Origin of the sequence: Paenibacillus macerans (assembly GCF_900454495.1) — a bacterium.
Lineage (GTDB): Bacteria > Bacillota > Bacilli > Paenibacillales > Paenibacillaceae > Fontibacillus > Fontibacillus macerans.
On record NZ_UGSI01000001.1, the window covers coordinates 5053915 to 5078116 of the forward strand.

Here is a 24202-nt window from a genome sequence, read left to right on the forward strand (position 1 = left end):
TACTCAGGTTGCATTGCTCATGGTACGAATGGCATGTTTTCCCAACCCCTGACCTATTCAAAAAGTCCCACGCCAACAAAAAAAGCATCCGCCGCCCAAGGCAGGACGAACGGATGCTTTCCTTGTCTGCTTCACAAAAGCTGCAAATGAACACGTTGCCGAGATTGGCAAGAGATCGGTCTCATGCGGCGTCCCTATTTCACAAGGTCTTCCACGAATTTCGGCAGCACAAACGCGGCCTTGTGAATCCGCGGCGTGTAGTATTTGGTATCCAGCTCGGGGATTTTCGACTCTTTCGCTTCCAGAGGGTCATGCACCTTACTGCCCATTGTGAACGTCCATAATCCGCTCGGGTAGGTGGGAATGTTGGCTCCGTATACGCGGACGATCGGAAAAATCTCCTTGACGTCCTTGTTCACTCTTTGGATCAAATCCGCCTTAAACCAGGGGTTGTCCGTCTGGGCAACGAAGATGCCGTCGTCCTTCAACGCTTCGTAAATGCCTTGGTAGAATCCGCGCTCGAACAAAGGCGCCGCAGGTCCCACCGGTTCGGTAGAATCAACCATGATGACGTCGTACTTATTTTTGCTTTCTATAATATGCATGTAGCCGTCGGCCACCTGAACTTCAACCCGGGGGTTGTCCAGCGCGCCGGCGATTTCCGGCAAATATTTTTTCGAATATTCGATGACCTTGCCGTCGATCTCCACCAGCACCGCCTTTTCCACTTCCGGATGCTTGATCGTTTCGCGGATCACCCCGCCGTCGCCGCCGCCAACCACTAGCACATGCTTCGGGTTTGGATGGGTGCAGAGCGCCGGATGGGCCATCATTTCATGATAAACGAACTCGTCTTTGACCGTCGTCATCACCATGCCGTCCAGCACCAGCATCCGCCCGAATTCCTCGGTATCGATCATCGCCAGGTCCTGAAATTCCGTTTTTTCCGTGACCAGCGTTTCGCGTATTTTCGCCGTAATGCCAAAGACCGGCGTCTGCTTCTCCGTAAACCACAGTTCCATCGTACCAACCTTCTTTCCGCCAGAATAGTGTTCGGCCGGGGCCGTTTTCCAGTTCGCGCTGCAGCAAAGCTCACTTCCTATATTGTACCAAACAAAAAGATAATAACACACGATCCGCCTAAGCGCTTAAAGCAACTCGGATATTAGCCCGATTGGCAATGACTAGCGTATTGAAACGGCTCCGATGAATGATCTCCCCCAAACTTTCCCATACTAAAAAGAAACGGTTCGGGAACACCGCAGCAACGGTTCAGTATAGAGCTTTGAAAGGAGAGAGCCCTTCCGTGCAGAAACTCGCTCGCAGTGACAGATACCACCAGCGCAAGCCCCGCCGGGCTTGGCGGCTGCTGTTCAAGCTTACGCTCGGCGCCGGACTGCTGGGCGTATGCGCCGCTGGCATCCTGCTGCTATACCTGTATCAGGCCGATCTGCCCCTGGCGGATTCCGACCGAAACTCGCAGTTGATCGACAGCAAGGGGAACACGATCGCCGTTTTTTCGGACGGCGGCAAAAACCGCGAAAGCGTGGATCTCCCGGAGATTTCACCTTGGCTGATCAAGGCGACACTGGCAACCGAAGACCGGCATTTTTACGATCATTTCGGCTTTGACTTGAAAGGCATGGCCCGTGCGGCCCTTGTAAATTTAAAGGAGATGGGCAATGTTCAAGGGGCCAGCACGTTGACGCAGCAGCTCGCCCGCAATCTGTTTCTCAGCCATGAGCGGACCTGGTCGCGAAAAATTAAAGAGGCTTTATACACGGCCCAGTTGGAAATGAAATACGACAAGGACGACATCCTCCGCATGTATTTGAACGAAATTTACTACGGCCACGGCTCATACGGAATCGAGGCCGCCGCGCGAATGTACTTCGGCAAGCCCGCCAAAGACCTGAGCCTGGCCGAAAGCGCCATGCTGGCCGGAGTGCCCAAGGGGCCCACGTATTATTCGCCTTTTAATCATATGAAAAACGCCAAAGACCGGCAGCGCACCGTACTCTCGGCCATGGTCGCTACCGGGGACATTTCCCGGGAGGAGGCGGATCGCGCCTATGACGAGATGCTGGCCTTTCAGTCGCCGAAGCAGCAAAATCCCGTGGACAAAGCTCCTTACTTCCGCGATTACATCCGCAGCGTCGTGGTGGATGAACTGGGGTTCGATGAAACGCTGCTGGAGCATGGCGGGCTGAACATTTACACGACGCTCGATCCGGACGCCCAGCAGGCGGCGGAGGCGGCCGTGGCCTCGGAGCTGGGGAACACGCCGGAGCTGGAAGCCGCCCTGATTTCCATCGATCCGCGCAACGGATACGTCAAGGCGCTCGTCGGCGGGGCCAATTACAAGCAGAGCCAATACAACCATGTCTTTGCCACGACCCGCCAGCCGGGTTCCAGCTTTAAGCCGATCATGTACTTGTCCGCGCTGGCCTCCGGCAAAATGACGAGCGCCAGCAAGTTCAGCAGCCAGCCCACGCTGTTTCATTATGACGACAACCGCAAAACCTACAGTCCGAAAAATTTTGGGGACAAATATTTGGGAGAAATCGACATGCGCCAGGCGATCGCCCACTCGGACAACATTTACGCCGTCAACACGATTTTGACCGTCGGCGCCGAACAGGTGATCGAGCTGGGCCGGAAAATGGGGATCACCAGCCCGCTGCAGCCGGTGCCGTCGCTGGCGCTGGGCACATCCCCGGTCAGCCCGTTCGAAATGGCCACCGCTTTTGCGGTGATCGGCAATCAGGGCCGGAGCGTTAAACCGGTGGCCGTGCTGAAAATCACCGACTCCAGCGGGCGCGTACTGTACGAGGCCAAAACGCCCAAGCCCGAGCAAATCGTCGATCCGGCGGCGGCTTACGTGCTAACCAGCCTAATGGAGAGCGTATTTGAAACCGGGGGCACCGGGAACCGGGTGGCGGGCGAAATCAAGCGCCCGGTGGCGGGCAAAACCGGCACGACCGGCACGGACGCCTGGCTTGTCGGCTTTACGCCGGAGCTGTCCACCGCCGTCTGGGTCGGGTACGACAAGGGCAAAACGCTCGGCACCGCGGAATCGCGAAAGGCTGCGCCGATTTTTGCCAAATATACGGAAAAAGCATTGGAGAAAGTGCCGCCGAAAATTTTTCCGATTCCCGACGGTGTCGTCAGCGTCTATATCGACCCGGAGACCGGCAAGCTGGCGACGACGGACTGCCCCGACAAGAAGCTGGAGGTGTTCATCCAGGGAACCGAACCGACGGAATACTGCGAAGCGCACGGGGAAGGAAAGCCGGAGCCGCTCCCGGAACCGGCTCAGACGGAGAAGCGGGAAACCCATTCCTGGTGGAACGATTTGAAACGCTGGTGGATGGACTGAAGCGGGTAGGCGGCACTCTCATGATGTGTGGACGAAACGCGCCCGGTTCTATACCATAAAAAGGAGTTTAGTTTGTAACTGCAAAGCTTAAAATGCAACTTCAAACACCTCTTTAAAGGAGACTCCCTTGGATATGAACCAAATCGCGAAAAAAATCATCCCCGGCCGCCCGCTGCCTCCGGAGTTTTATCGGCTCACCGCCCTGAAAGCCGGCCCTCTGCTTCTGGGGCACACGCTGGTCCGCCGGACGGAGGACGGCGACATCCGCTGCCGCATCGTGGAAACCGAGAGCTACGGAGGCGTGGAGGATAAAGGCAGCCACGCCTTCGGCGGGCGCCGCACCGCACGCACCGAGGTGATGTTCGGCGAGGGTGGCATCGCCTATATTTACCTGATTTACGGCATGTACAACTGCCTAAACGTGGTTACCGGCGTGCCGGACGATCCGCAGGCGGTGCTGATCCGCGCCGTGGAGCCGCTGTCCCCGGCCGATGAAGCGCTGATGCGCCAGCGCCGCGGCACGAACGCACGCCGTCCGGTCGACTTGTCGGGAGGACCGGGCAGGCTGTGCCGTGCCCTGGACATCGACAAGTCGCTGAACGGCGTGCCGCTCCGCGAGCCCGGGGCGGCGCTGTGGCTGGAAGCCGGAGACGGCGCGCCCGGCGGCGCCGTTATGCAGGCGCCGCGGATCAATATCGCTTACGCCGCGGAATATACCGAAAAGCCATGGCGATTTTATCTCCGCGATAACCCGTACGTTTCGGTCGTTGATAAGCAGGCCGTTGTTTGGACGAATTAGGAATAGGACTGGATTCCATTTTATCCCACAACTTTGGCGTGTTTCATCCGTTTAATTCTACGTATCTACTTGTTCAGTAGGAGGATCAACCGATGAAACACGCAAAATCATTCGCCAAGAGGACGACATCCAATGGATTCAAATCAACGGTCTCAACGCTGATGACGGGCTGGCCTACACCGGGCGGACCGGCTCCATTCTCCATTTCGATTGAGAGGGTTTCAATTTAAGCCCAGAAGGCGGCAAATCGTTTGATCTTACCAGTACTTTCTAAGAAAACCGATTAATAAAAGATTTTCGAAATCGAAATTGTGCCCACCGGAGATTTAACAGTTGTAGCTGCGGCTATTTTACAAAAAAAGACCTATTCCCCATTCTAATGGTTGTGAGGAGGCGTTATTTGTCTAAGCAAAATTGGCCGGGTTTAAGTGACGTTGAATCATTGGCGGACAGTGTCTTCACAGCTTTTTGGGCTACTTCGTTGAGGAAACGTCAACGATGTAGAGGCTTCACGATTCGGCGAGGTTAGTGTATCTACCTTTTGCACCGTGGCCGTCTCGAGGAGTGTCACAAATCGACGCCAGGTGAGGGGGCTGTCCAAAAGGACTGTCTAAAGCGTTCGTGTCTTGGTGTCCCTGCCTGCTGTCTGCCTTTGCACGATTATCCCCTTCGTTAAGGAACAGGGAGCAGGGGTGGGGCTAGAGCAAGTCAAGGGTTCCAAAAAAAGAGAAGAAAAAACACAAAAAAGCTGAGGAAAAAATGAGGCGGTTAAGGTGAAATTTTTAGCTTGATAAGGGAACGTGTGTTTGGTATAATGAAATAAACGGAACTTATGTTCGTGTATTCTTGATTCGGGGGCGAGCAAACATGGAGATCAATGCGGGAACGGAACTTCAGCCATTCAGCAACCGTTTTAACAGCGAACAGGACTGCATGGAGGCGCTAATCGCGATGAAGTGGCCAAGCGGCTTTGTCTGCCCGCGCTGTGATCACACCTGGTGCAGCCGTCTGACTTCCCGGCATATCCCCTTATTCGAGTGCGGAAAGTGCAAGCATCAAACGTCGCCTTTGGTCGGCACGATTTTTGAAGGAACGCATTTGCCCTTGCTCAAGTGGTTCGAGGCCCTGGATTTATTCCTGCTTGAGGGAGGCATCTCGGCGCTGCGGCTGAGTAAGGTGGTCCGGGTCACCTACAAGACCGCTTGGTCAATGCTGCACAAAATACGCCATGCCGTGGGGGAGTTCGATGCCCGGGAGCTGCTTTCCGGAGACGTGAAGGTGAACAGCGATCAGTATGGGCGTAATCCGTCCCGGTGTCAGCTTTCACATCCGTATGCCTCGGCGGTCGTAGCGGGATGCACAGTCACGGAGTCGGGCGAGCCGGAGCAGGTCAAAATCCGCCTGGTACCGCATAAGCGGGGAGGCGAAAAAAGGGCAAACCGTCACGATCTAATCGCGTTTATTGGCGGGCATGTGGATGTCCATACATCGGCGGTGCAGTCGTTCCCTCAGGCCTTTCGGCTGTATGTGCCCTTGCGGAAAGTGGTAAGAGAGGCGTGGGAATCGCTGAAGAGTACGTATGGAGCCTTGGGACTGAAGCATCTGCAGGCGTATCTGAACGAATACACCGGGCGCCGTCGGCTGCGCCTGCAAGGAGAGGAAGAAACAATGCGGCAGAAGCTGCTGCGCATTTGTGTGGCGATTCCGGCGATCCCTTACCGCCGGCTGATCGCACGCCAACCGAACCAGCCTCTTGGGGCAGCAGCCTGATCAGGACGCTGGAACGGTAGGGGTACTTGATGAAGATCAATTTAATGGGTAGGGGTTACCATGAACAGTGCGGGCGTTGCTGCAGATGGAAGGAGTTCAGGCTACAACAAAATCACGGTCTTTTCGTTTCCTTTGCGTCTTGTCCTTGATCCCCTGTCTTGATTTCCTCTCTTGATTTCCTGTCTTGATCTCTTGTCCGGTCTGCTTCACCCCTCTAAACCTGATTTCTTCTCCTAAGGCCGTCTAAATTATCTCGAACCTATCTGCTTCTCCACCAAATATATCTTCTCCCGAGCTTGTCTGTTTCTCTGCTACCTGATCAAACGGGATAATCGTGCAAAGTCTCCGGACAGGGAGTGTTGATCTACCGTCCACCCCCACTTCCCTATCCTCAAGCTTTCAACCCAGGGACTCAAGCTAATTTTTGCTCTGCGAAAGTTGAGGTATAGGTTCCATATATGCCGAAAAAAATAGTGAACCCTTGCCGCAGGCTGGACGGCAAGGGTTCACTGTTTTTTATCTGCATCTCACGGACTTTTAAGCTTTCAATGCGCTCTTCAGCTCTTCCGGCGTGCGCTCCCACCACTCGGCGTTGGTATCGATCAACAGGTTTTTAAGCGCCGCTTTTTGCGCCGCCGTCAATCCCTCCAGGATGACCCGCCGCTTCAGGGCGTAGTCCATTTTATTGACGTGGTCGGCAAGGATTTTCCAGCCGCGCCGCGCCTCTGTATCGATCCACATCTCGCAGGCGGTCATCCCGCCGTAAAATTGCCCTTCCGGTCCGCGGTCGACCGCGACCCAGACGATCCAAACCTGCCGTCCGTTCGGGACATCCTCCCGGTTCATCGAAAATTTGATGCCTTTTTCCACCTTACTTTTGGCGTGCATCGCCCCGACATCGATGTACGCTTCATCGCCGTCGATGATGACCGGTGACATGCTGTTCAAATCGATGGAGCCTGCGCCAAAACCTTTATGCTTACTTTTCTCATCGTTGCTGATGATATTCAGGGCGAAGATTTTTTTACCCGTTTTTGGTGATTGATCCATAATGTCCTCCATTATCGTGAATCTGGGGCCTTATTGATTAATTCAATTTTAGCTAATAATCTGCCAAAAGCAAACATATACATGCTGTAGATGCTTGTCAACGGGAGGTATCCATTGTATGACCCGACGTACTAAGATCTATGGCATTTCCATCCTTGCTTTGTGTTTAATTCTCGGAACGGCTGGGTATGCCCTCCACGCGGGCCCGGAAAATGCGGCTTCGTTCGCCCCGGAAAAGGGCAAGCCCAAGGTCGTCCAAAAAACCGGACAAACCCCGGCCGCACCGCAGGCCGAAAGCATTCAACAGCCGAAGGCGGAGGTGCTCAGCAACCGGGTCGCCGAATACCACATCGACGTTGCGCTTAATGAACGGGACGGAACGCTTATCGGCACGGAGACGTTGACATGGACCCATCCCGGAAAAAAAACGGTCAACGAAATTTATCTGCACTTGTACCCTAACGCCTTCTCCTCACCGGACACCACGTTTATGAAAGAATCGGGCGGCAAGCTGCGCGGAGATATCATGCCTAAGGACGGCTGGGGCTCCATGGAAATCACCGAGCTGCGGACGACGGACGGCATTTCCCTGCTCCACCGGCTGCAGTATGTGCAGCCGGATGACGGCAACGCGAAGGACAAAACTTTGGCCAAAGTCCGTCTGCCCGTAGCGGTTCAAGGCGGGGAAAGCCTTACGTTGAAGATGAAGTTCACCGTCAAGCTGCCGAAGGTTTTTGCGCGGATGGGGACGGCGGGGAATTTCGTGATGGCCGGGCAGTGGTTTCCGAAAATCAGCGTGTATGAGCCTGCGGGCACCCGGGGGCGCGCGGCGGAAGGCTGGAATCTCCATCAATACCACGGAAATTCCGAATTCTATGCCGACTTTGGCATATACAGCGTGAGAATTAATGTGCCTGAAGCCTATACCGTTGCCGCTACCGGATTTCAGACGAAAAAAGCCGCCGTCAAAGGCGGACGGAAAACGGTGCAGTTTTACGCCGACGATGTTCATGACTTCGCCTGGGCGGCTTCCCCCAATTTCATTTACGCGGAAGAGCCTTTTTCCTCCTCCGAGGTGCCGGGCGTGCGGATCAAGCTTTACCTGGACCCCGCCCATCAGGATTTGAAAGAGCGCTACTTCTATGCGGCCAAATCGGCTTTGTCCAATTTCAGCAGGTGGTACGGACGGTATCCTTATTCCACCCTGTCCATCGTGGTGCCCCCCGCGGACGGAAACGGAGCCGGCGGGATGGAATACCCGACGCTTGTGACCGCTTTTGGCGCTAGCGGCGATTCTCCCGGTTACGATGAGCTGGAGCGGACGGTCATTCATGAAATCGCGCACCAGTTTTTTTACGGCATGATCGCTAGCAATGAATTTGAAGAGGCTTGGCTGGATGAAGGCTTCGCTTCCTATGCGGAGGACAAATTAATGGAGCAGGAGTTCGGCATCACCCCGGCGCTCCCGATCCAGGCCGCCCTGATTTCCTCACCGGCTCCGCTGACCCAGAACGCCTGGAAGTACGGATCCAGCGACGGTTATACCAAAAATGTCTATTACCGCGGCAAGCTTATTTTGCTCGATATTGAACGCCAGGTGGGAAGCAAAACGATGAAGCGCATTTTAACGGTATACGCCCACAAGTACCGCTTTAAACATCCAACGACGGCCGATTTCCAGCGGGTGGTCGAACAGGTCACCGGGCGCAGCTGGAAAAACTATTTTTCGCAGTATGTATACGATGGCAAAATGGCCGACTTCTCCGTCGACAAAATCACGGTGAATCCGCTCCTCCAGGACGGGACCGCCGTTTACGAATCCACCGTCGTCATCTCCCGCAGAGGGGCGACCTATCCGAAGGTACCCTTGCAGTTCACGTTCAAGGACGGCCATACGGTGCGAAAACAATGGAGAGGCGAGGACAGCCGCGTCGAGCTTAAACTGCAATACAAGGAACCGCTTGCTTGGGTGCAAATCGATCCCGACTATTCGCTGGTGGTCGAAAACAAACACATCAACAATTATTTGAAGACGGAAGTACCCGAGCCCCTTCTTTCGCGCTCCAATATGAGCGTGACCAAGCTGCTGGAAGCCCTGCTCGGAACACTTATATGGTAAACGCCGGCAGAACTCAGCTTATGCTTCTGAAGTAGTTTTGCTCGAAGCATATCGAGTAAAGCAACGCTCGCAAAACTTTTAAGAGGTGAAAATATGACTTATGTGCGTCAGGGGTGGAGCCTGCTGAAAAGCCAGTTTCCCTCCGTCATCATTTTGTTCCTGTATCAACTGCTGTGGGGATTGTTTTTGTACCGCCTGGTCGATACCGCCGTTACCGCGCTACTGCAAAGGCATCCGGATCCGCCGCCCACGCAACTCAGCCGAATTCTGTTCCTGCTGGAAGGGCGTATCCATTTGGGGAGCAATCCGGACGTCCGCCTCTATTTAGGATTGCTGATCGGCATGGCGGTCCTACGCCTCCTGCTCACGCCTCTTATTCAAGCGGGAATTCTATACGGGCTTGTCCCCTCCGAGAGCCGTGGACACGGACTGCCGTTGTTCCGCGGAATGAAAGAATTCTGGAAGCCGGTTGTCCTGTTTTATGCCATTGAACTTATTTTAATCATTATCCCGGCCTTCTGGGTTATTCCCAAGCTCCTTGTTTTATGGCCGCATCTGCTGGGGGCCGGAGGACAGATGGCCCCGCTGCTGAAGGGTCTCATCTACATCCTGGGCTGGTTCGTATACGGCTGGCTGGTGAGACAATGCATTCTCTACGTACAATTTGGGTACTTGTTCAAATCAAGCGTCTGGGGTTCCCTCCTCGTCTGCTTCCGGCACCTTCTTCAGGGCATCGGGATCTCCTGCATACTGGGCGCATTCGGGCTGGGCGTGTTCCTGCTGTTCGGAACGGTCTCCTGGATCTGGACCGGAATGCTGGCGCTGATCCTCCAGCAAACCTATCCTCTCTGTCGCAGCGCTTTTAAAATTTGGCAGGTCACCTCGCAATATCGCCTCTGGCAGACAAAAACCGAGAAAAGTTAAAATTTTTTCATCTCTCTGAAACCTTTACGGCACAAGGCCTCCGCGACTTTGCGAAGGCCTTGTGTCAGGTTTTCCCCTCTTAGTCTCGCGAATTAACCATTGCCAAATGATCCCTGTCTTTGTTAAAATAACAGCAACACAATTTCAGTAACAGTTTTGTAATTATTTTTGTCATCTTTGGCAGGAAAATAGCAAGTTACGTCGAATAAGTCTTATCAGGTGAGAAATCAAAGCCGAATTCCCTGCGCCGGGGAAACGGGGGAACCACTTTGGGTGAATTGATCTCGTAAGCGAGGGATCATAGGGAACCTTCAACCGAATCCTTAAGCTAACCTCGTAGGCATTGGAAGGAGCATAATTCTTGAAAAAGCGTTTGACCGTAACAGCAGTAAGTTTTGCATTGCTTTTCACGATCGGAACCGGCAGCGTTTTCGCGGATTCCAAACTGGACAGCGCCATTGAAGAAGGCCTCGGATCTCCTTACTCCGCAGGCGGAACAACAACGTCCGGTTTTGATTGCTCCGGATTTACGATGTATGTATTTAACAAGCTCGGCATCGATCTTCCTCATCAATCGGGCTCCCAATTTGAGATGGGAACAAGCGTTTCCAAGGATGAATTAATCGCAGGCGATCTGGTGTTCTTCAACACTTCCGGCGATGGCATATCTCATGTTGGTATTTATGTCGGCGACGGCAAATTTGCGCATGCCTCTTCTTCCAAAGGAGTTGTCATCAGCAAACTGAGCGAAAGTTACTACGAGAAGCGGTATGTTGGAGCTAAGCGCATTATGAGCTCCGAGAAATTTGAAGCTGTGACAGCCGAACAGTAGTCGCAATCCATAACGAATTCGACAAACCCGCAGGGATGATTGGGATACCACGTCTCCTGCGGGTTTTTCCTGTCTACGGATGATCCCCCTTAGGAATCAATACCCAGATCACTCCGCTCCTCACACAGGCCAAAAGCATCCTTTTTGCCGGGAAACTTGCCAATGTTGGCCCACTTTGGTAAAATGACCAACAGAAATAGTAACAACTTTGTAATTTTTGTTGTGACGTCGTTTTTGGGTGCATACTACATGAAACTGCCGAATTCCCCGCACCCGGGAAACGGGGGAACCACATCAGTCAGGGTGAATTGATCCCGCTTCAAAGGGATCATAGGGAGCCTTCAACCGAATCCTTAAGCTAACCTCGCAGGCCTTGGAAGGAGTTAGACATCTTGAGAAAGACTTTAGCAGCAGCGGTAACGAGTTTGGCTCTATGTTTCAGTCTGGGAACGGGAAGCGCCTTTGCGGACGAGCAGGAAACGTCGCTCTCCAACATCGTCAATTCCGTGTACGGCACGCCTTACAAATACGGCGGCACCAGTACGGCCGGATTTGATTGCTCCGGGTTTACGCGGTATGTGTTCGAACAAATGGGCGTTACGCTTCCTCGCGTATCCACGGCCCAATACAAGGTAGGAACTCCGGTATCAAAAAGCAAGCTGCAAGCCGGCGATCTTGTCTTCTTTAACACCCTGGGTGGCGGAAAAGTATCGCATGTGGGCGTCTACGTTGGCGACGGAGAATTTGCCCATGCCTCTTCATCCAAAGGAATCCGGATCGACAAATTGAGCAGCAGTTATTACCAGAACCGCTTCGTTGGCGCGAAGCGGGTGCTCAGCAAATACGGTTATTCCGTATACGCCGCGGAATCCTGAACCTCCGCCGGCGCTTAATTTCGCTCCGCATGACCTGTCAGCCGTAAGCTTATCTTCGGAATTGGCTTGCGGTTTTTTTCATCCCTATCTATATAACGAAGCGACACGCCAAAAGGTTACCGATTTTTTGTTGATTTCCATAAATCCACAGGTGTCCGAGAGACGGCAGAACCTTTACAAGTCAAGTAAATCCCGTTAGAGTGAGGGTAATAGGAATGCCGTTTTTAAAGGAGGATCCCAATGGATAAACCGATTGTTCAGTTTCGCATCGTTCCCATGGAAGAGAGCCACGGCGCAGAAATCTGCACCTGGCGGTACGATTCTCCCTATGATGTTTACAGCTGGCTTCCTTGGGAACAAATGAAAGCGCTCGATGTCGAATTCGGCAACCCGGCGATCAGAGCGGAGCAATACGTGTCCGTGCTGGACGAGAACGGAGAACTCGCCGGATTTGCCCAATATTTCCCGTTGGAAAGGGTTACGCGGCTCGGTATCGGTATGAAGCCGGAATTGTGCGGACAAGGGCTCGGCAAACGGTTTGTAACGGCGATCGTCGAGGAGGCGCTGCGGCGGAAACCGGGCCATGAGATCGATTTGGAAGTGCTGACGTGGAACACCCGGGCGATTCGCGCTTATCAAAAGGCCGGCTTCACCATCACGGACCTTTACGACAAAATGACCCCTGGCGGCATCTCCAAGCCTTTTTATTGCATGGTGTATCGAGGGTCTCACCCCTCATCCTAAAAATGCTCCCGATCCATTAGATCGGACTTGCTATGAAGTTTATTACAAACTTTACCGCAATCACGACGGAATTGTTCCTATTTTTGACACAAAGACTATGATCGAGCGGCATGTTCCGTTATAATGGAAAAGGTAGCTTACATAGGAGGGGCGATTGGAATGCAAAAGTGGATCATGAGCGGATTGTTCTTCGTGGCTTGCGCTATGGCCATCGTATTGATGTTCACCCTGCCGAGCCGGGAGCAGGCCGCCAAGGAAGCCAAACCGCAATTGCCTGAAATTACGATGAATGCGGCACAAGCCGAAGCCACCGTAAAAGCAAACTGCATCACCTGCCACGGCGATCAGTTGCAAGGGGGCGCGGGACCGAATCTGCAAAAGATCGGCGCAGAACTGACGGCAGACCAGCTTTACGGCATTATCACCAAAGGCAAAGGCGGAATGATGCCTTCCTTCAAGGATCGGCTCAAGGATGAAGAAATTGCCAACGTCGCGATGTGGCTCGCGGAGAAAAAATAACGGCAAAAATAACGGCACATGAAAAGCACGCCCGCCGGAAACTTGAGCGTTTCCGGCGGGCGTTTTTTGCCTAGCCTAATCCGCGGCGCGCATTTTCTCGAACGCCTCGTTATATTGCTGCGCTTCTTTAATATCCACTGCCGTAATTCCGCCTTCTTCCCATGAAGTCAGCCGAAGAGTCACGGTTTTATAGTCGATCGTAATAAACGGATGATGATTAAACGCTTCCGAAATCGCAGCCACCTCATCCACGAAAGCAATGCCTTTCATAAAATTGGAGAACGTATATTTGCGGAAGATCCATCGTCCTTCCTCAAGTTCCCAGCCTTCCAGCTTTTCCAAATGCGCTTGTACTTCTTGCGGTGTAAACGGCATCATTTATCCTCCCCGTTCTCTTCAAGAACTCCTAGTTATGTAAGCATCCCCTGGCGCATCGGGACCTAAGCTTCCGGCCCCGTCCTCAACTATTTTATTCCACATACAACCTGAACATGCGTAATGCTTCCTGACTAACTATTTTACCACGGAATCCCGTGCCAAACCAAATCTCTCTAGATCAAAGCCACGGAAGTAAGCTCTTCGTCCCCGATCAGAAAATTGATGCGGTGCCCCTCAGGATCATAAATAACGATCGCGCTCCCCACCTCAAGAACGGGTTCCGCTCCTAACGCAAAAAACAGGTCTTCAGCCAGCGCTTCCTGCACTTCGGCCCGCTCCTCGTCCGCCAATCCCGCCCACTCCGACGATTCCATATCAAAGAAAAGGTAGCTATCGGAAATCCGGCCCACCGCTTTTGTCAGGTCGGCCAAAATATATTCATAATCTCTTCCGTGCTTTACTCCCACCGTGATATCCTCCCTTGATAGCCCTGGTATTCAGGCTATGATCTTATTATACCTGAAAAAACCACTTAAAAAAAAAGGGAAAACTGTCGATAAAATAGATAAATCTTTTTTTAGGCAGCAGTAACGTCTTTTCCGCAAGGATGCGGAAAGAAAGAAAGGATTCAATTTAACTCAAGGACGAGGTGTACAATGGAAATTTCATCGATTATCGGACTTATTCTTGGATTCGTTGCGCTCATTGTAGGGATGTTTCTAAAAGGTGCGCCTATTGGAAGCTTGGTCTCCAACCCAGCGGCCTTCGTCATCATATTCGTCGGAACCGCGGCGTCGCTGTTCATGGCCTTCCCTATGGCGGATATGAAAAAGTTTCCCAAGCTGCTTAAATTGATCGTCTCTCAACCGAAGATGATCACCAAAGCTGAATTGATTACGTTGTTTACGGAGTGGGCCACGATTACCCGGCGCGAAGGACTCCTGGCCTTGGAAGCGAAAGTCGAAGAAATCGATGACGACTTCCTGCGCGGAGGCATGCGCATGATCATCGACGGCAACGACCAGGAATTCGTTCAGGACGTGCTTACGGAAGACATTGCGGCTACCGAAGAACGGCATAAAGTCGGGGCGCAGATCTTTGCCCAGGCTGGGATGTATGCGCCGACCCTAGGCGTTCTCGGCGCCGTCGTCGGTCTGATTGCGGCCCTTTCGGATATGAGTGATATCGAAAAATTGTCCCACGCGATTTCCGGCGCTTTTATCGCCACCGTATTTGGTATTTTTACCGGTTATGTGCTGTGGCATCCGATCGCCAATAAATTGAAACGTCTCTCCAAAAAAGAGATGGAAGTGAAATTAATGATGGTGGAGGGACTGCTGTCGATTCAATCCGGCGTATCCACCATCGCCATTCAACAGAAGCTGGCCGTGTTCTTAACCCCTGCCGAACGTGCGGAAATTTTAGAAAAGGGGGTAAATGAAGGTGAGCAAAAAGAATAAACACCAGGATCACGAGGAGCATGCCGACGAAAGCTGGCTGCTTCCTTATTCCGACTTAATGACGCTGCTGCTGGCGCTGTTCATCGTCTTGTTCGGCATGAGTACGATCGACGCCAAGAAATTTGAAGAAATGAGCCAGGCGTTCAATAGTATCCTTACCGGAAGCGTCAGCATTTTGGACCAAACGTCCATGACCGAAAAACAGGATTCGTCCAACGGACTGGACAAGCAGCCGGAATCCTCTTCCATGATCAAGAACAACAGCGAGCTGATGCGCAAGGAACAGGAAAGCCTGGAGGCCCTAAAGCGGCAGCTGGACAATTATATTAAACAAAACGGGCTGACCGACGATCTCGATACAAAGCTCAACCAATCGCAATTAATGATCACCATTAGCGACAAAGCGTTGTTCGCTTCGGGTAAAGCCGAGGTCAAGCCGGAATCCCGTCAGCTCGCCAAAGCGATCTCGACGATGCTGCAGGAGTTTCCGGACTATGAGGTGATCGTTTCCGGGCATACGGACAACGTCCCGATCTCCACCTATGAATTCCCGTCCAACTGGGATTTGAGCGCGGAGCGCGCCTTGAACTTCATGAAGATCCTGCTGTTGAACTCCAACCTGGATCCGAAGAAATTCAGCGCGATCGGCTACGGCGAATATCACCCCGTCGCCGGCAACGATACGGCAGCAGGAAGAGCCCAAAACCGCCGGGTTGAAGTCTCGATCATCCGCAAATATGTGGACAGGAATCAACAGCTTGGCGTTACTGCGGCGCATTAAGCGGCGGCATACGCGCAAACCACGAAGGCAGACCCTCACGTCAGAGGGTCTGCCTTCGTTCGCTCTTGATTCGTTTTTTAGGTCAGCGTATAGTTCAGCGCTTCGCCGAGCTCCCGCTTCTCCCGCTCGGTCAGGTCCCGCCAAGTGCCGGTCTTTTGCCCGCCCAGGTGGATATTCATAATCCGGATCCGCTGCAGCTTGCGCACCTCATAACCTAGCGCGCTGCACATCCTGCGGATTTGCCGGTTTTTCCCCTCCGTTAAAATAATCCGAAACACCCGGTCCGAAACCCGGGTCACTTTACAGGGCAAGGTCATCTGGCCTAAAATCTTCACGCCTTCGCTCATCGCCTTCAAGAAGCCGGGCGTCATCGGACGCTCCACCGTCACAATATATTCCTTCTCATGTTTGCCTTCGGCCCGCAAAATTTTGTTGACGATATCCCCGTCGTTCGTCAGCAAAATCAGCCCTTCAGAGTCTTTATCAAGGCGGCCGATCGGGAAGATCCGCTCCGGATGTCCGACGAAATCGACGATATTGCCTTTAACATGACTCTCCGTCGTACTCGTGATCCCTACCGGCTTATTCAGCGCGATATAGACGTGTTTGGTCGGCTTAGGCGCAATCGGCCTTCCCTCGACTCGCACATCGTCTCCCGCTTCGGCCTGGCTGCCCAGCACGGCGGTGACGCCGTTAATCGTCACTTTCCCCGACTCCACCAGCTTGTCCGCTTCGCGCCGGGAGCAATATCCTGTCTCACTGATAAATTTGTTGATTCTCATGTTGTTATCTTATCCACCCGCCTCTGTAAATTCAAGCCGCCTTGCCTGCGGCTAATCGGCCAAATCCGTCATTTCTCCGGAGTCCGCAGCTTCCTCTGCGGAAGCCAGCGGCAGCGTAATCGTGACGACCGTCCCCTTGCCCAACTCACTTTCGATCAGCATTGTTCCGCGATGGCTCTCGATAATCCGCTGGCTTACCATCAGACCGAGACCGGTTCCTTTCTCCTTGTTCGTGTAGAAGGGTTCACCCAGCTTGTGCAGCCGCTCCTTGGCGATGCCTTCACCCTCGTCAATCACCCGCAGCACCGCTTGGCCGCCTTGGCCCGCCTCCAGCTGAAGGGCGATTTTCCCGCCTTTCGGCATGGCTTCCATGGCATTTTTCAGCACATTGATAAATACTTGTTTAAGCTGATTTTCCTCACAATGGACAAAAACGGGCTGCTGCGAGAAAAGAACCTCAAATTCGATATTATGTAAATGCGCCTCACTGTCCAATAAAGAGACGACGTCCCCCACTGTAAAACGGACATCCTTCGTTTGAAATTGCACGGCTTGCGGCTTCGCCAGGATCAAAAATTCGCTGACGATCAGATTAATCCGGTCCAGCTCGGCCAGCATGACATCCGTATGCATCGTATTGATCGTTTTGGTCTGCTGCTGCATTTGCAGAAACCCCCGCAGCGTCGTCAGCGGGTTCCGGATTTCATGGGCGACCCCCGCCGCCAACTGGCCGACCGTGGTCAGCTTTTCCGATCGGCGCAGCAGTTCATCCATCTTATTGTGTTCCGTCATGTCCCGGGAAATGCTGATAAACGCCGTGATTTTTCCTTCCTGATCATAAATCGGCGATACGCTGATGCCGACCTCGACGCAGCTGCCATCCTTCCGCAGTCGTACCGTTTCCGTTACGACGGAGACCGTTTTGCCGTAGGCCTCTTCTTCCTGGCGCCAGGCCAACCTGTTGTCCTCTTCCTCAAAGGGAGGAATAAAATCAAGGTGCGAACCGATGATCTCTTCGCTCTTCCACCCATACAAGCTCTCAAAAGCGGGGTTTACCAGCAGCACCCGCCCCTCGATATCCGTAATATGAATCGCGTCGGCGGTCTGGCTGATGATCGATTCCAAATATTCTTTCATGGAGCGGTTTTCTTCGTTTTTCTGCGTTAATTCCCTGGTGTAGTTGCCCAAGCTGTCGGCCATCGCGTTGATTTTGTTAGCCAACAGGCCCAGCTCATCCTTCCGGTCGACCTGCAGCCGGGCTTCAAACTGCCCGACGGACAGCTCATTGACCTGGTCGAGAATATTCCGCAACGGCTGGATCAATCGCCCCGCCATCCAATAGCTTGCCAAAATCATCAAAAGGAGCAAGCTAAAGGAAACTGTGAACTGGCCGATCACCTGCCTCGAAATAGCGTTCGCGATCGGTTCATAGCTGGAGATGATCCGAATCACGTAAGGCGCCTGTTTGTTCGGGAGAATCGGAACGTAGCTCACTAGGACATGCTTGTTATTGATCACCGTGTCGTACAACAGGCTTTTCTTTTGGCTGATCGTTTCCCGGACGGCCCTTTCCACCATGTCGTCATTTTTGTATTCATAGGTTCCGAATAACAGATGATCCTGATTGATTTGCTCTGGATTAAAGCCGCTGATTTCCAGCAGGCTTTGATTGGTGCCGAGAGATTCCCGCACGATCCTTTCCGGGCTGGTCATATAAAGAATCCCGTCCACCATTCCGCTGCTCATTTTGTTCCCGAGGGACATCTTTACATAGTTATACATCGAGCGACTTTGTTCGACAGCTAGGGCGATATGCTTAGCCGTCAGCATCATGTTCGCTTCCCGGTCTCTGCGCAGATTGTCCCGGGTCGAGAAGTAGCTTAGCACGATATTCAAGGACAAGATAATCATGGCAAAACATGAGATGATCAAAGCAAGTTTCGTTTTTATAGTCAAAGTTTCACCCCACTTCTGGAGCCATAGTATGGGTTTTTATGGTAATCGTTAATTACTACTTTCATCATACCTTTTACGACAAGTTTTGCAAAGACGTTGAAATTCCCAGATCGTTTCCCTACAATAAGTAAAAATGCCTAAACAGTTGGTTCTTTGGTTGTATCGAGCTATTAACAGTGGACAAAACAACAACTTATCCACATCCTATTAACATATCAACAGGGCCAAAGTATAATATGTGTATAATAATGGGGACAATACCCTGCTTATGCACAGTGTTATGCACAATATGTTAACAACGAATGCTTGTTCGTTGGACAAACCTTGGACAACCTGGGGATGAACACCTTAGAAGGAGTTGAATGGATTATTGATATCTTATCCGCATGAACACTGGATGAAGGAGGCGATTCGCGAAGCGAAAAAAGCGGAAGCGATCGGAGAGGTCCCTATCGGAGCGGTAATCGTGCTGGGTGACGAAATTGTCGGCCGCGGCCACAACTTGCGGGAAAGTTCACGGGACGGGACAGCCCATGCCGAAATGATTGCGATCCGGGAGGCCAGCGTACATTTGGACGCTTGGAGGCTGCTCGATTGCCGGCTCTACGTCACGCTAGAGCCTTGCCCGATGTGCGCGGGCGCGATCGTGCAGTGCCGGGTTCCCCACGTTGTTTACGGGGCCCCCGATCCAAAGGCCGGCTGCGCGGGAACGCTGATGAACCTGCTGCAGGAACCCCGCTTCAATCACCGGACCGAAGTTACCGCCGGAGTGCTGCAAGAGGAGTGCGCTTCTTTGCTGACTTCATTTTTTCGCCGGTTGCGCCAAAAATAATAAAGGTCCCTAAAGTAAAACCTCCAGCCCTGTGAATAAATAAGGGGTTCTGGAGGTTTCTTCGTTTATATGATTCCATCAATATCAATAGCCGAAGCTTCGCATCTCTTCCTTAAACTTAGCCAGCGTCATCGTCCCGGCCGGGATGCCGATTTCAAACTCCGGCTTTTCGTTGATATGGCTATAGGTACTGGTCGACTGCAGCGCCATTTTTACGTTGTCATTCGTTTGCGCATCGTTGAACTCCACGTCGGCAATAAGCGTCTGATAAACGGGAAAGTTATTCCCATCGATCGCCGTATTCACGGTAAACCGGTGAATTTGCAGATGATCGAAGACTTTCGGCAGCACATTGTGGATAACTTTTGCGGCCGCCTCCGCATCCGTATCGTTCGTTGCTTCAAACCGGACGACCTGTTTTGCTTTGATGCCTTCCGGCAGCTCCGCTTCCTCGGGCTTCATCGTTTTAAAATATTTGTCCGGCTCAAACTGCCCAAGTACCGCCGTCATCAAATCCGCGCCAAGCTTCTGCGACTTCTCCGGATCGAGCAGATCCGGGCCGAACCCATAGCCGCTCTGCTTCGCCAGCTCTTTCCAATCCAGCTCGACGAATTGCCCCGTAACGGACTTCGGCATCGGCAAAAACGGAACGTTTGGAACTTGCAAATACAGCTTCTCCTTCGTCATCACGAACGGAACGGTAATGGTTGCGGCCGCTTTACCGGCCAGTTTGATTTCCAGTTGTCCTTCGGTTTGCAGTGGGTCTTTGCGGTAAATCTGTCGTATGTTGATTTCAGCGTCGGAAAGCGCCGAGAGGACCGCAACGAGATTCGGATTCAAAGATGCCGCGTTAACGGACAGACCCGAAATTTTGATGTGGTTCTCCAGGACGAAAGAATCCATGCCGAGCGCCTGCAGAGCCGCCCTGCTTAACGCTTCCTTCGGTTCCTTCTCGGCGGTGGCGGTGCATCCGGACAATATGGCAACTACCGACAATATGACCAGCAGTACAGACAGTATAGACACGTAAAACCGTTTTTGAAACATACAATCTCCCCGTCCAACCTTATTCTCGATTCCTCACACATCATATCCCATTTGGACCCGAATCGGAAGTTTTTTTACCAAATTAATGGATGGCCTTTTTCTTGAAACGTCCGCCCTTCACGTCATGGATATTCCCGACCGCCAAAAAGGCGTTTTCGTCGTAATGATTTACGATTTCCTTCAACTTGGCTTCCTCCAAGCGGGTAATCACGCAAAAGATGACCTTTTTCGGATCTCCGGAAAATCCGCCTTCGCCCGATAAATACGTCACGCCCCGGCCCAAGCGGCTCAAAATGGCGTCCCCGATTTCGTCAATCTGGTCGCTGATGATCCAAACCGATTTCGATTCGTTTAAGCCGTCCACGACGATATCGATCGTTTTATAGGCAATATAATAGGCCAGCAATGAGAATAAAGCCCGTTCCCAGCCGAATACAAATCCGGCGCTTAGCAAAATGAAGAAGTTGAAAAACATGATGACTTCGCCTACGGAAAAAGGAGTTTTGCGGGAGATTAATATAGCGACGATTTCGGTTCCGTCCAAGGATCCGCCAAAACGGATCACGATCCCGGTTCCGAGGCCGAGCAAAATGCCGCCGAACACGAATGCCAGCAGAGTATCGCTCACAAATGCTTGAACGGGATGCAGCAGCGCCGTTCCGGCCGACATGACGGAGATCCCGATCAGCGTGGATATGGCGAACGTTTTGCCGATCTGCTTATAGCCGACAATGAGAAAGGGGAGGTTAAAGAGGAATAGAAAAATACCCAGCGGGAAACCCGATAAATATGAAGACATGACGGAGATGCCCGTAATTCCGCCGTCCGTGATCTGGTTGGGCACCAGGAACAGCTCAAGCGCTACGGAAACGATAATCGCTCCGATCACAATGAACATGGTCCGAAACAGTATACTTTTGACCGTTCTCTGTTTATGCTGCCGAATTTGCTGCGGCAAGCCCGAGGAAGTCATATTGCTTGGGTTTATGGCGTTCAATCGCATCACGATCCTTTCGGTAAAATATCTTTTCTTTCATCTCCACTCCTAATTGATCCATTTCTTGAAACCGGACGGACACCCTATCTTTATTATTGCATGTTTTTATGCTTCATGTCTTGCTTTTCATGCAATTTTAAATTTGAAAAACCTCACCGCTGGCGACCTTATCCGTCCAGTTGCTGCCGGGTATTTTCCCAGCCTAAATGGGGCCCAACTGACGTTATTTTGCTCTAAACCAGTTCACCCGAGCCGATTCTTGGTAAATAAAATCAACTCAGTCCGTTAGATTTTGCCACCTCTGTTTTCCGCAGATAACGTCTAAGTTCAGGAAGCCAAGTCACCTGGTCAAACGGGATAATCGTGCAAAGCCTCCGGATAGCGAGCCTCGTTCCAGGCCACGGTCTGTTGTAGGCTTGACTGTCAAGCACTGATGATTAGGTTGAACCAATAATGTTTAAAAAACCTCAGCCTTGGGCTGAGGTCGTGATGTTTCCGGGTCAGACTTATCCTACTTATCCTTCAGGATTGTTATGGCTGACGTGGTTCTGTGTCTTTACTTTCTTGGACCCGGACAGCGGCTCCGGTCCCCCCTGTTTCCGCTCGCGGCGCGGGTTGTCTTCCGGTCCGTTGCCGGCCGAAGTTTGATACGTTTGCGGTTTCGTCATCGCAAGTCCTTCCCTTCATTATCGATGTAGGGTTAATTTGTGATGAAACCCTCTGCATTATGCAAAAAAGAGAGCATCGCTGCTCTCTTGCAAACTGCATGGTATGTATGGCGGAGAGGATGGGATTCGAACCCATGTGAGCTTGCACTCTAACGGTTTTCAAGACCGCCCCGTTATGACCGCTTCGGTACCTCTCCGTAAAGGTGAATCCGATTTGGGTAACAAATCAGATTCTACCACATTGCCTGCCGATTCGCAAGCCGTTAACGCTTGGTAATCTTCTCAATGTTACCCATGTAAGGCCGCAGCACTTCCGGGATTTCCACGCTGCCGTCCGCTTGCTGGTAGTTTTCCAGAATCGCGGCAACGGTGCGTCCAACCGCCAGCCCCGAGCCGTTCAGGGTATGCACGAATTCGGGTTTGGCCTTCGGCTCCGGGCGGAACCGGATATTGGCGCGGCGAGCCTGAAAATCCTCGACATTGGAGCAGGAGGAAATTTCGCGGTACATGCCGCTCTCCGGCAGCCACACTTCGAGATCGTACGTTTTGGCGGCCGTAAAGCCAAGATCGCCCGTACACAACGCCAGCACGCGATAAGGTAATTTAAGCAGCTGCAGCACGCGCTCCGCGTTGGCGGTCATCTTCTCCAACTCATCGTAGGACGTATCCGGATGCACGATTTTGATCATTTCCACTTTGTTGAACTGGTGCTGGCGAATCAATCCGCGCGTATCCCGGCCCGCAGCGCCTGCCTCCGAACGGAAACAGGAACTGTAGGCCACATAGTTGCGCGGAAGGTCTTCCGCATTCAGAATCTCATCGCGATGATAGTTTGTCACTGGCACTTCCGCCGTAGGGATAAGATAGTAATCGCTGGTCCCCTGCAGCTTGAACAGGTCCTCTTCGAACTTCGGAAGCTGCCCCGTTCCGTACAAACTGTCGCGGTTTACAATGTACGGCGGCAGCATTTCCTCATAGCCATGTTCATTGCTGTGCAAATCCATCATGAAGCTGATCAGCGCCCGCTCCAGGCGCGCCCCGAGGCCCTTGTAAAAAGCAAACCGCGATCCGGTGACCTTGGCCGCCGCTTCAAAATCGAGAATGCCGAGCCCGGCCGCCACGTCCCAATGGGCTTTCGGAGCAAAATCAAATGCCCGCGGCTCGCTCCAACGGCGAACCTCGACGTTTTCCTCCTCCGAAGCGCCCACCGGCACGCTCGCGTGCGGAATGTTCGGAATCGCCAACATCAATTCATCGATCTGCGCCTCGAGCGTCCGAATCTCCTCGTCCAGCTCCTTGATCCGGTCCCCGACCTCGCGCATTTCCGCGATCAACTCGTCGGCATTCTCCTTGTTCTTCTTCCGCTGCGCCACTTCGGCGGACACCGTATTGCGGCGGTTCTTCAGCGATTCGCTCTCCTGAAGCAGCTCCCGGCGTTTCTCGTCCAGCGGCTGAAAACCGGAGATGAGCTCCAGCGATTTCCCCCGGTTTTTCAAGGCTTCTTCAACCCGTGCATAATCGTTTCGCATTATTTTTACATCCAACATGAGTAGTCCCTCCTAGATTCATCCCTTTGCAGGCCTGCCTACCTCAAGAATCATCCGTCGAAGGGAGGCTGCTATGGATAGATGGAAACGCCGGCCGGCGGTTTTTGTGATCCCAAACAGATAAAACCTCGACCCATCAAAGGAGTCAAGGTCCCTGTCTACGGCCGCTTCGTCTGCTTGATCATTTCAACAAAATAAGCATGGAGCGAGAAGTCGTCGGTCAGCTCCGGGTGAAAGGACGAAACGAGCAAATGCCCCTGACGGGCCGTGACGATCTCGTCCTTGTACGTCGACAATACTTCAACGCCCGGTCCTGCCGCGGTGATCAGCGGTGCGCGAATAAATACGGCCCGCAGCGGAGCATCAAGACCCTTGACCTCCAAATCCGTCTCAAAGCTCTCCCGCTGGCGTCCGAAAGCGTTCCGCGATACCTTGATATCCATTAAACCGAGGTGGGATTCTTCCCCGCCTTCGATTTCCTTGGCCATCACGATTAGACCGGCGCAGGTGCCAAACAGAGGTTTGCCTTCCCGGGAAAAGTCTTGGATCGCTTCTATAAATCCGTATTTCCGCATCAGTTTGCCGATCGTCGTGCTTTCGCCCCCCGGAATGATGAGTCCGTCCAGTTCGCTCAGCTGCTCGGTCCGCTTCACGGCCGTCCCGCTGGCCCCGGCGCTTTCCAAGCTCCGAATATGCTCCCCTACGGCGCCCTGCAGCGCCAACACTCCTACCTTCATGGCAAT

At 52.7% G+C, this 24202-nt stretch carries 23 protein-coding genes, 1 tRNA gene and 2 riboswitches; of the genes, 12 read left to right on the forward strand and 12 right to left on the reverse strand.

Translation table 11 applies throughout. The annotated features are described in order from the left end of the window. Positions 1 to 194 precede the first annotated feature (194 nt). Entirely contained in the window at positions 195 to 1022 is an 828-nt protein-coding gene (gene speE, locus DYE26_RS22510) for a polyamine aminopropyltransferase (protein ID WP_036618018.1), read from the reverse strand. Positions 1023 to 1306: 284 nt separating this feature from the next. Here speE and DYE26_RS22515 point away from each other — a divergent pair, with 284 nt between their 5' ends. The 3 genes from DYE26_RS22515 to DYE26_RS22525 all read left to right on the forward strand — a co-directional run bounded on the left by DYE26_RS22515 (position 1307) and on the right by DYE26_RS22525 (position 5948). Continuing rightward, the gene (locus tag DYE26_RS22515) at positions 1307 to 3379 is read left to right on the forward strand and encodes a transglycosylase domain-containing protein (RefSeq protein WP_036618020.1); all 2073 of its coding nucleotides are present in this window, start codon (positions 1307 to 1309) and stop codon (positions 3377 to 3379) included. Between the two features lie 133 nt (positions 3380 to 3512). Further along, positions 3513 to 4178 (forward strand): DNA-3-methyladenine glycosylase, encoded by a 666-nt coding sequence (locus DYE26_RS22520; RefSeq protein WP_036618022.1) that lies wholly within the window; start codon positions 3513 to 3515, stop codon positions 4176 to 4178. A gap of 867 nt (positions 4179 to 5045) precedes the next feature. Continuing rightward, positions 5046 to 5948: a transposase gene (locus DYE26_RS22525; RefSeq protein WP_115311268.1), complete on the forward strand. Its 903-nt coding sequence runs from the start codon at positions 5046 to 5048 to the stop codon at positions 5946 to 5948. A gap of 537 nt (positions 5949 to 6485) precedes the next feature. On the opposite strand, the gene DYE26_RS22530 is transcribed toward DYE26_RS22525, so the two are convergent. Further along, on the reverse strand, positions 6486 to 6998 hold the full coding sequence (locus DYE26_RS22530) for a YwhD family protein (protein WP_036618025.1): 513 nt from the start codon (positions 6996 to 6998) through the stop codon (positions 6486 to 6488). 118 nt (positions 6999 to 7116) lie between these two features. Here DYE26_RS22530 and DYE26_RS22535 point away from each other — a divergent pair, with 118 nt between their 5' ends. From DYE26_RS22535 to DYE26_RS22560, 6 genes are all read left to right on the forward strand, one after another. Beyond that, on the forward strand, positions 7117 to 9117 hold the full coding sequence (locus tag DYE26_RS22535; protein ID WP_036618027.1) for a M1 family metallopeptidase: 2001 nt from the start codon (positions 7117 to 7119) through the stop codon (positions 9115 to 9117). A gap of 93 nt (positions 9118 to 9210) precedes the next feature. Next, positions 9211 to 10041, forward strand: a complete 831-nt coding sequence (locus tag DYE26_RS22540) for a hypothetical protein (protein WP_036618029.1) — start codon at positions 9211 to 9213, stop codon at positions 10039 to 10041. Between the two features lie 221 nt (positions 10042 to 10262). Continuing rightward, a riboswitch (cyclic di-AMP (ydaO/yuaA leader) is annotated at positions 10263 to 10399 on the forward strand. A 3-nt stretch (positions 10400 to 10402) separates the two neighbouring features. After that, positions 10403 to 10873, forward strand: coding sequence for a C40 family peptidase (locus tag DYE26_RS22545; protein WP_036618032.1), 471 nt, complete (start codon positions 10403 to 10405; stop codon positions 10871 to 10873). A 246-nt stretch (positions 10874 to 11119) separates the two neighbouring features. Beyond that, positions 11120 to 11261: riboswitch (cyclic di-AMP (ydaO/yuaA leader) on the forward strand. Between the two features lie 4 nt (positions 11262 to 11265). After that, positions 11266 to 11748, forward strand: coding sequence for a C40 family peptidase (locus DYE26_RS22550; protein ID WP_036618034.1), 483 nt, complete (start codon positions 11266 to 11268; stop codon positions 11746 to 11748). A 240-nt stretch (positions 11749 to 11988) separates the two neighbouring features. Next, positions 11989 to 12492 (forward strand): GNAT family N-acetyltransferase, encoded by a 504-nt coding sequence (locus tag DYE26_RS22555; RefSeq protein ID WP_036618036.1) that lies wholly within the window; start codon positions 11989 to 11991, stop codon positions 12490 to 12492. 159 nt (positions 12493 to 12651) lie between these two features. Further along, positions 12652 to 13011 (forward strand): c-type cytochrome, encoded by a 360-nt coding sequence (locus DYE26_RS22560; protein ID WP_036618037.1) that lies wholly within the window; start codon positions 12652 to 12654, stop codon positions 13009 to 13011. Positions 13012 to 13086: 75 nt separating this feature from the next. Here DYE26_RS22560 and DYE26_RS22565 read toward each other — a convergent pair whose 3' ends face one another. Then, positions 13087 to 13386 (reverse strand): 4a-hydroxytetrahydrobiopterin dehydratase, encoded by a 300-nt coding sequence (locus DYE26_RS22565; protein WP_036618039.1) that lies wholly within the window; start codon positions 13384 to 13386, stop codon positions 13087 to 13089. A gap of 176 nt (positions 13387 to 13562) precedes the next feature. Next, the gene (locus tag DYE26_RS22570) at positions 13563 to 13856 is read right to left on the reverse strand and encodes a hypothetical protein (protein ID WP_036618040.1); all 294 of its coding nucleotides are present in this window, start codon (positions 13854 to 13856) and stop codon (positions 13563 to 13565) included. A gap of 189 nt (positions 13857 to 14045) precedes the next feature. On the opposite strand from DYE26_RS22570, the gene motA reads away from it, so the two are divergent. Continuing rightward, positions 14046 to 14849 (forward strand): flagellar motor stator protein MotA, encoded by an 804-nt coding sequence (motA, locus tag DYE26_RS22575; RefSeq protein ID WP_036618041.1) that lies wholly within the window; start codon positions 14046 to 14048, stop codon positions 14847 to 14849. Further along, positions 14827 to 15630, forward strand: a complete 804-nt coding sequence (gene motB, locus DYE26_RS22580; protein ID WP_155621386.1) for a flagellar motor protein MotB — start codon at positions 14827 to 14829, stop codon at positions 15628 to 15630. Before motA ends, motB begins: the two co-directional genes overlap by 23 nt. Positions 15631 to 15707: 77 nt before the next feature. Here motB and rluF read toward each other — a convergent pair whose 3' ends face one another. Beyond that, positions 15708 to 16412 carry a 23S rRNA pseudouridine(2604) synthase RluF gene (rluF, locus tag DYE26_RS22585; protein WP_036618043.1) on the reverse strand — a complete coding sequence of 235 codons (705 nt, stop codon included), beginning with the start codon at positions 16410 to 16412 and terminating at the stop codon, positions 15708 to 15710. Positions 16413 to 16463: 51 nt separating this feature from the next. Continuing rightward, positions 16464 to 18368, reverse strand: a complete 1905-nt coding sequence (locus tag DYE26_RS22590; protein WP_036618044.1) for an ATP-binding protein — start codon at positions 18366 to 18368, stop codon at positions 16464 to 16466. 370 nt (positions 18369 to 18738) lie between these two features. Between DYE26_RS22590 and tadA the strand changes: the two genes are divergently transcribed. Continuing rightward, positions 18739 to 19200, forward strand: a complete 462-nt coding sequence (gene tadA / locus DYE26_RS22595) for a tRNA adenosine(34) deaminase TadA (protein ID WP_082207595.1) — start codon at positions 18739 to 18741, stop codon at positions 19198 to 19200. Between the two features lie 84 nt (positions 19201 to 19284). Here tadA and DYE26_RS22600 read toward each other — a convergent pair whose 3' ends face one another. The 6 genes from DYE26_RS22600 to pdxT all read right to left on the reverse strand — a co-directional run bounded on the left by DYE26_RS22600 (position 19285) and on the right by pdxT (position 24196). Then, a complete protein-coding gene (locus tag DYE26_RS22600) occupies positions 19285 to 20247 on the reverse strand; it encodes a hypothetical protein (RefSeq protein WP_036618046.1) in 963 nt (320 codons plus the stop codon). Positions 20248 to 20329: 82 nt separating this feature from the next. Then, positions 20330 to 21145: a YitT family protein gene (locus DYE26_RS22605; RefSeq protein ID WP_240534205.1), complete on the reverse strand. Its 816-nt coding sequence runs from the start codon at positions 21143 to 21145 to the stop codon at positions 20330 to 20332. A 614-nt stretch (positions 21146 to 21759) separates the two neighbouring features. Further along, a complete protein-coding gene (locus tag DYE26_RS22610; protein ID WP_082207596.1) occupies positions 21760 to 21912 on the reverse strand; it encodes a small acid-soluble spore protein P in 153 nt (50 codons plus the stop codon). A 108-nt stretch (positions 21913 to 22020) separates the two neighbouring features. Next, positions 22021 to 22109 (reverse strand) — tRNA-Ser (locus tag DYE26_RS22615). Positions 22110 to 22175: 66 nt separating this feature from the next. Then, positions 22176 to 23459 carry a serine--tRNA ligase gene (gene serS / locus DYE26_RS22620; RefSeq protein ID WP_036618047.1) on the reverse strand — a complete coding sequence of 428 codons (1284 nt, stop codon included), beginning with the start codon at positions 23457 to 23459 and terminating at the stop codon, positions 22176 to 22178. 158 nt (positions 23460 to 23617) lie between these two features. Beyond that, entirely contained in the window at positions 23618 to 24196 is a 579-nt protein-coding gene (gene pdxT / locus DYE26_RS22625) for a pyridoxal 5'-phosphate synthase glutaminase subunit PdxT (protein WP_036618048.1), read from the reverse strand. Between the last annotated feature and the right edge of the window lie 6 nt (positions 24197 to 24202).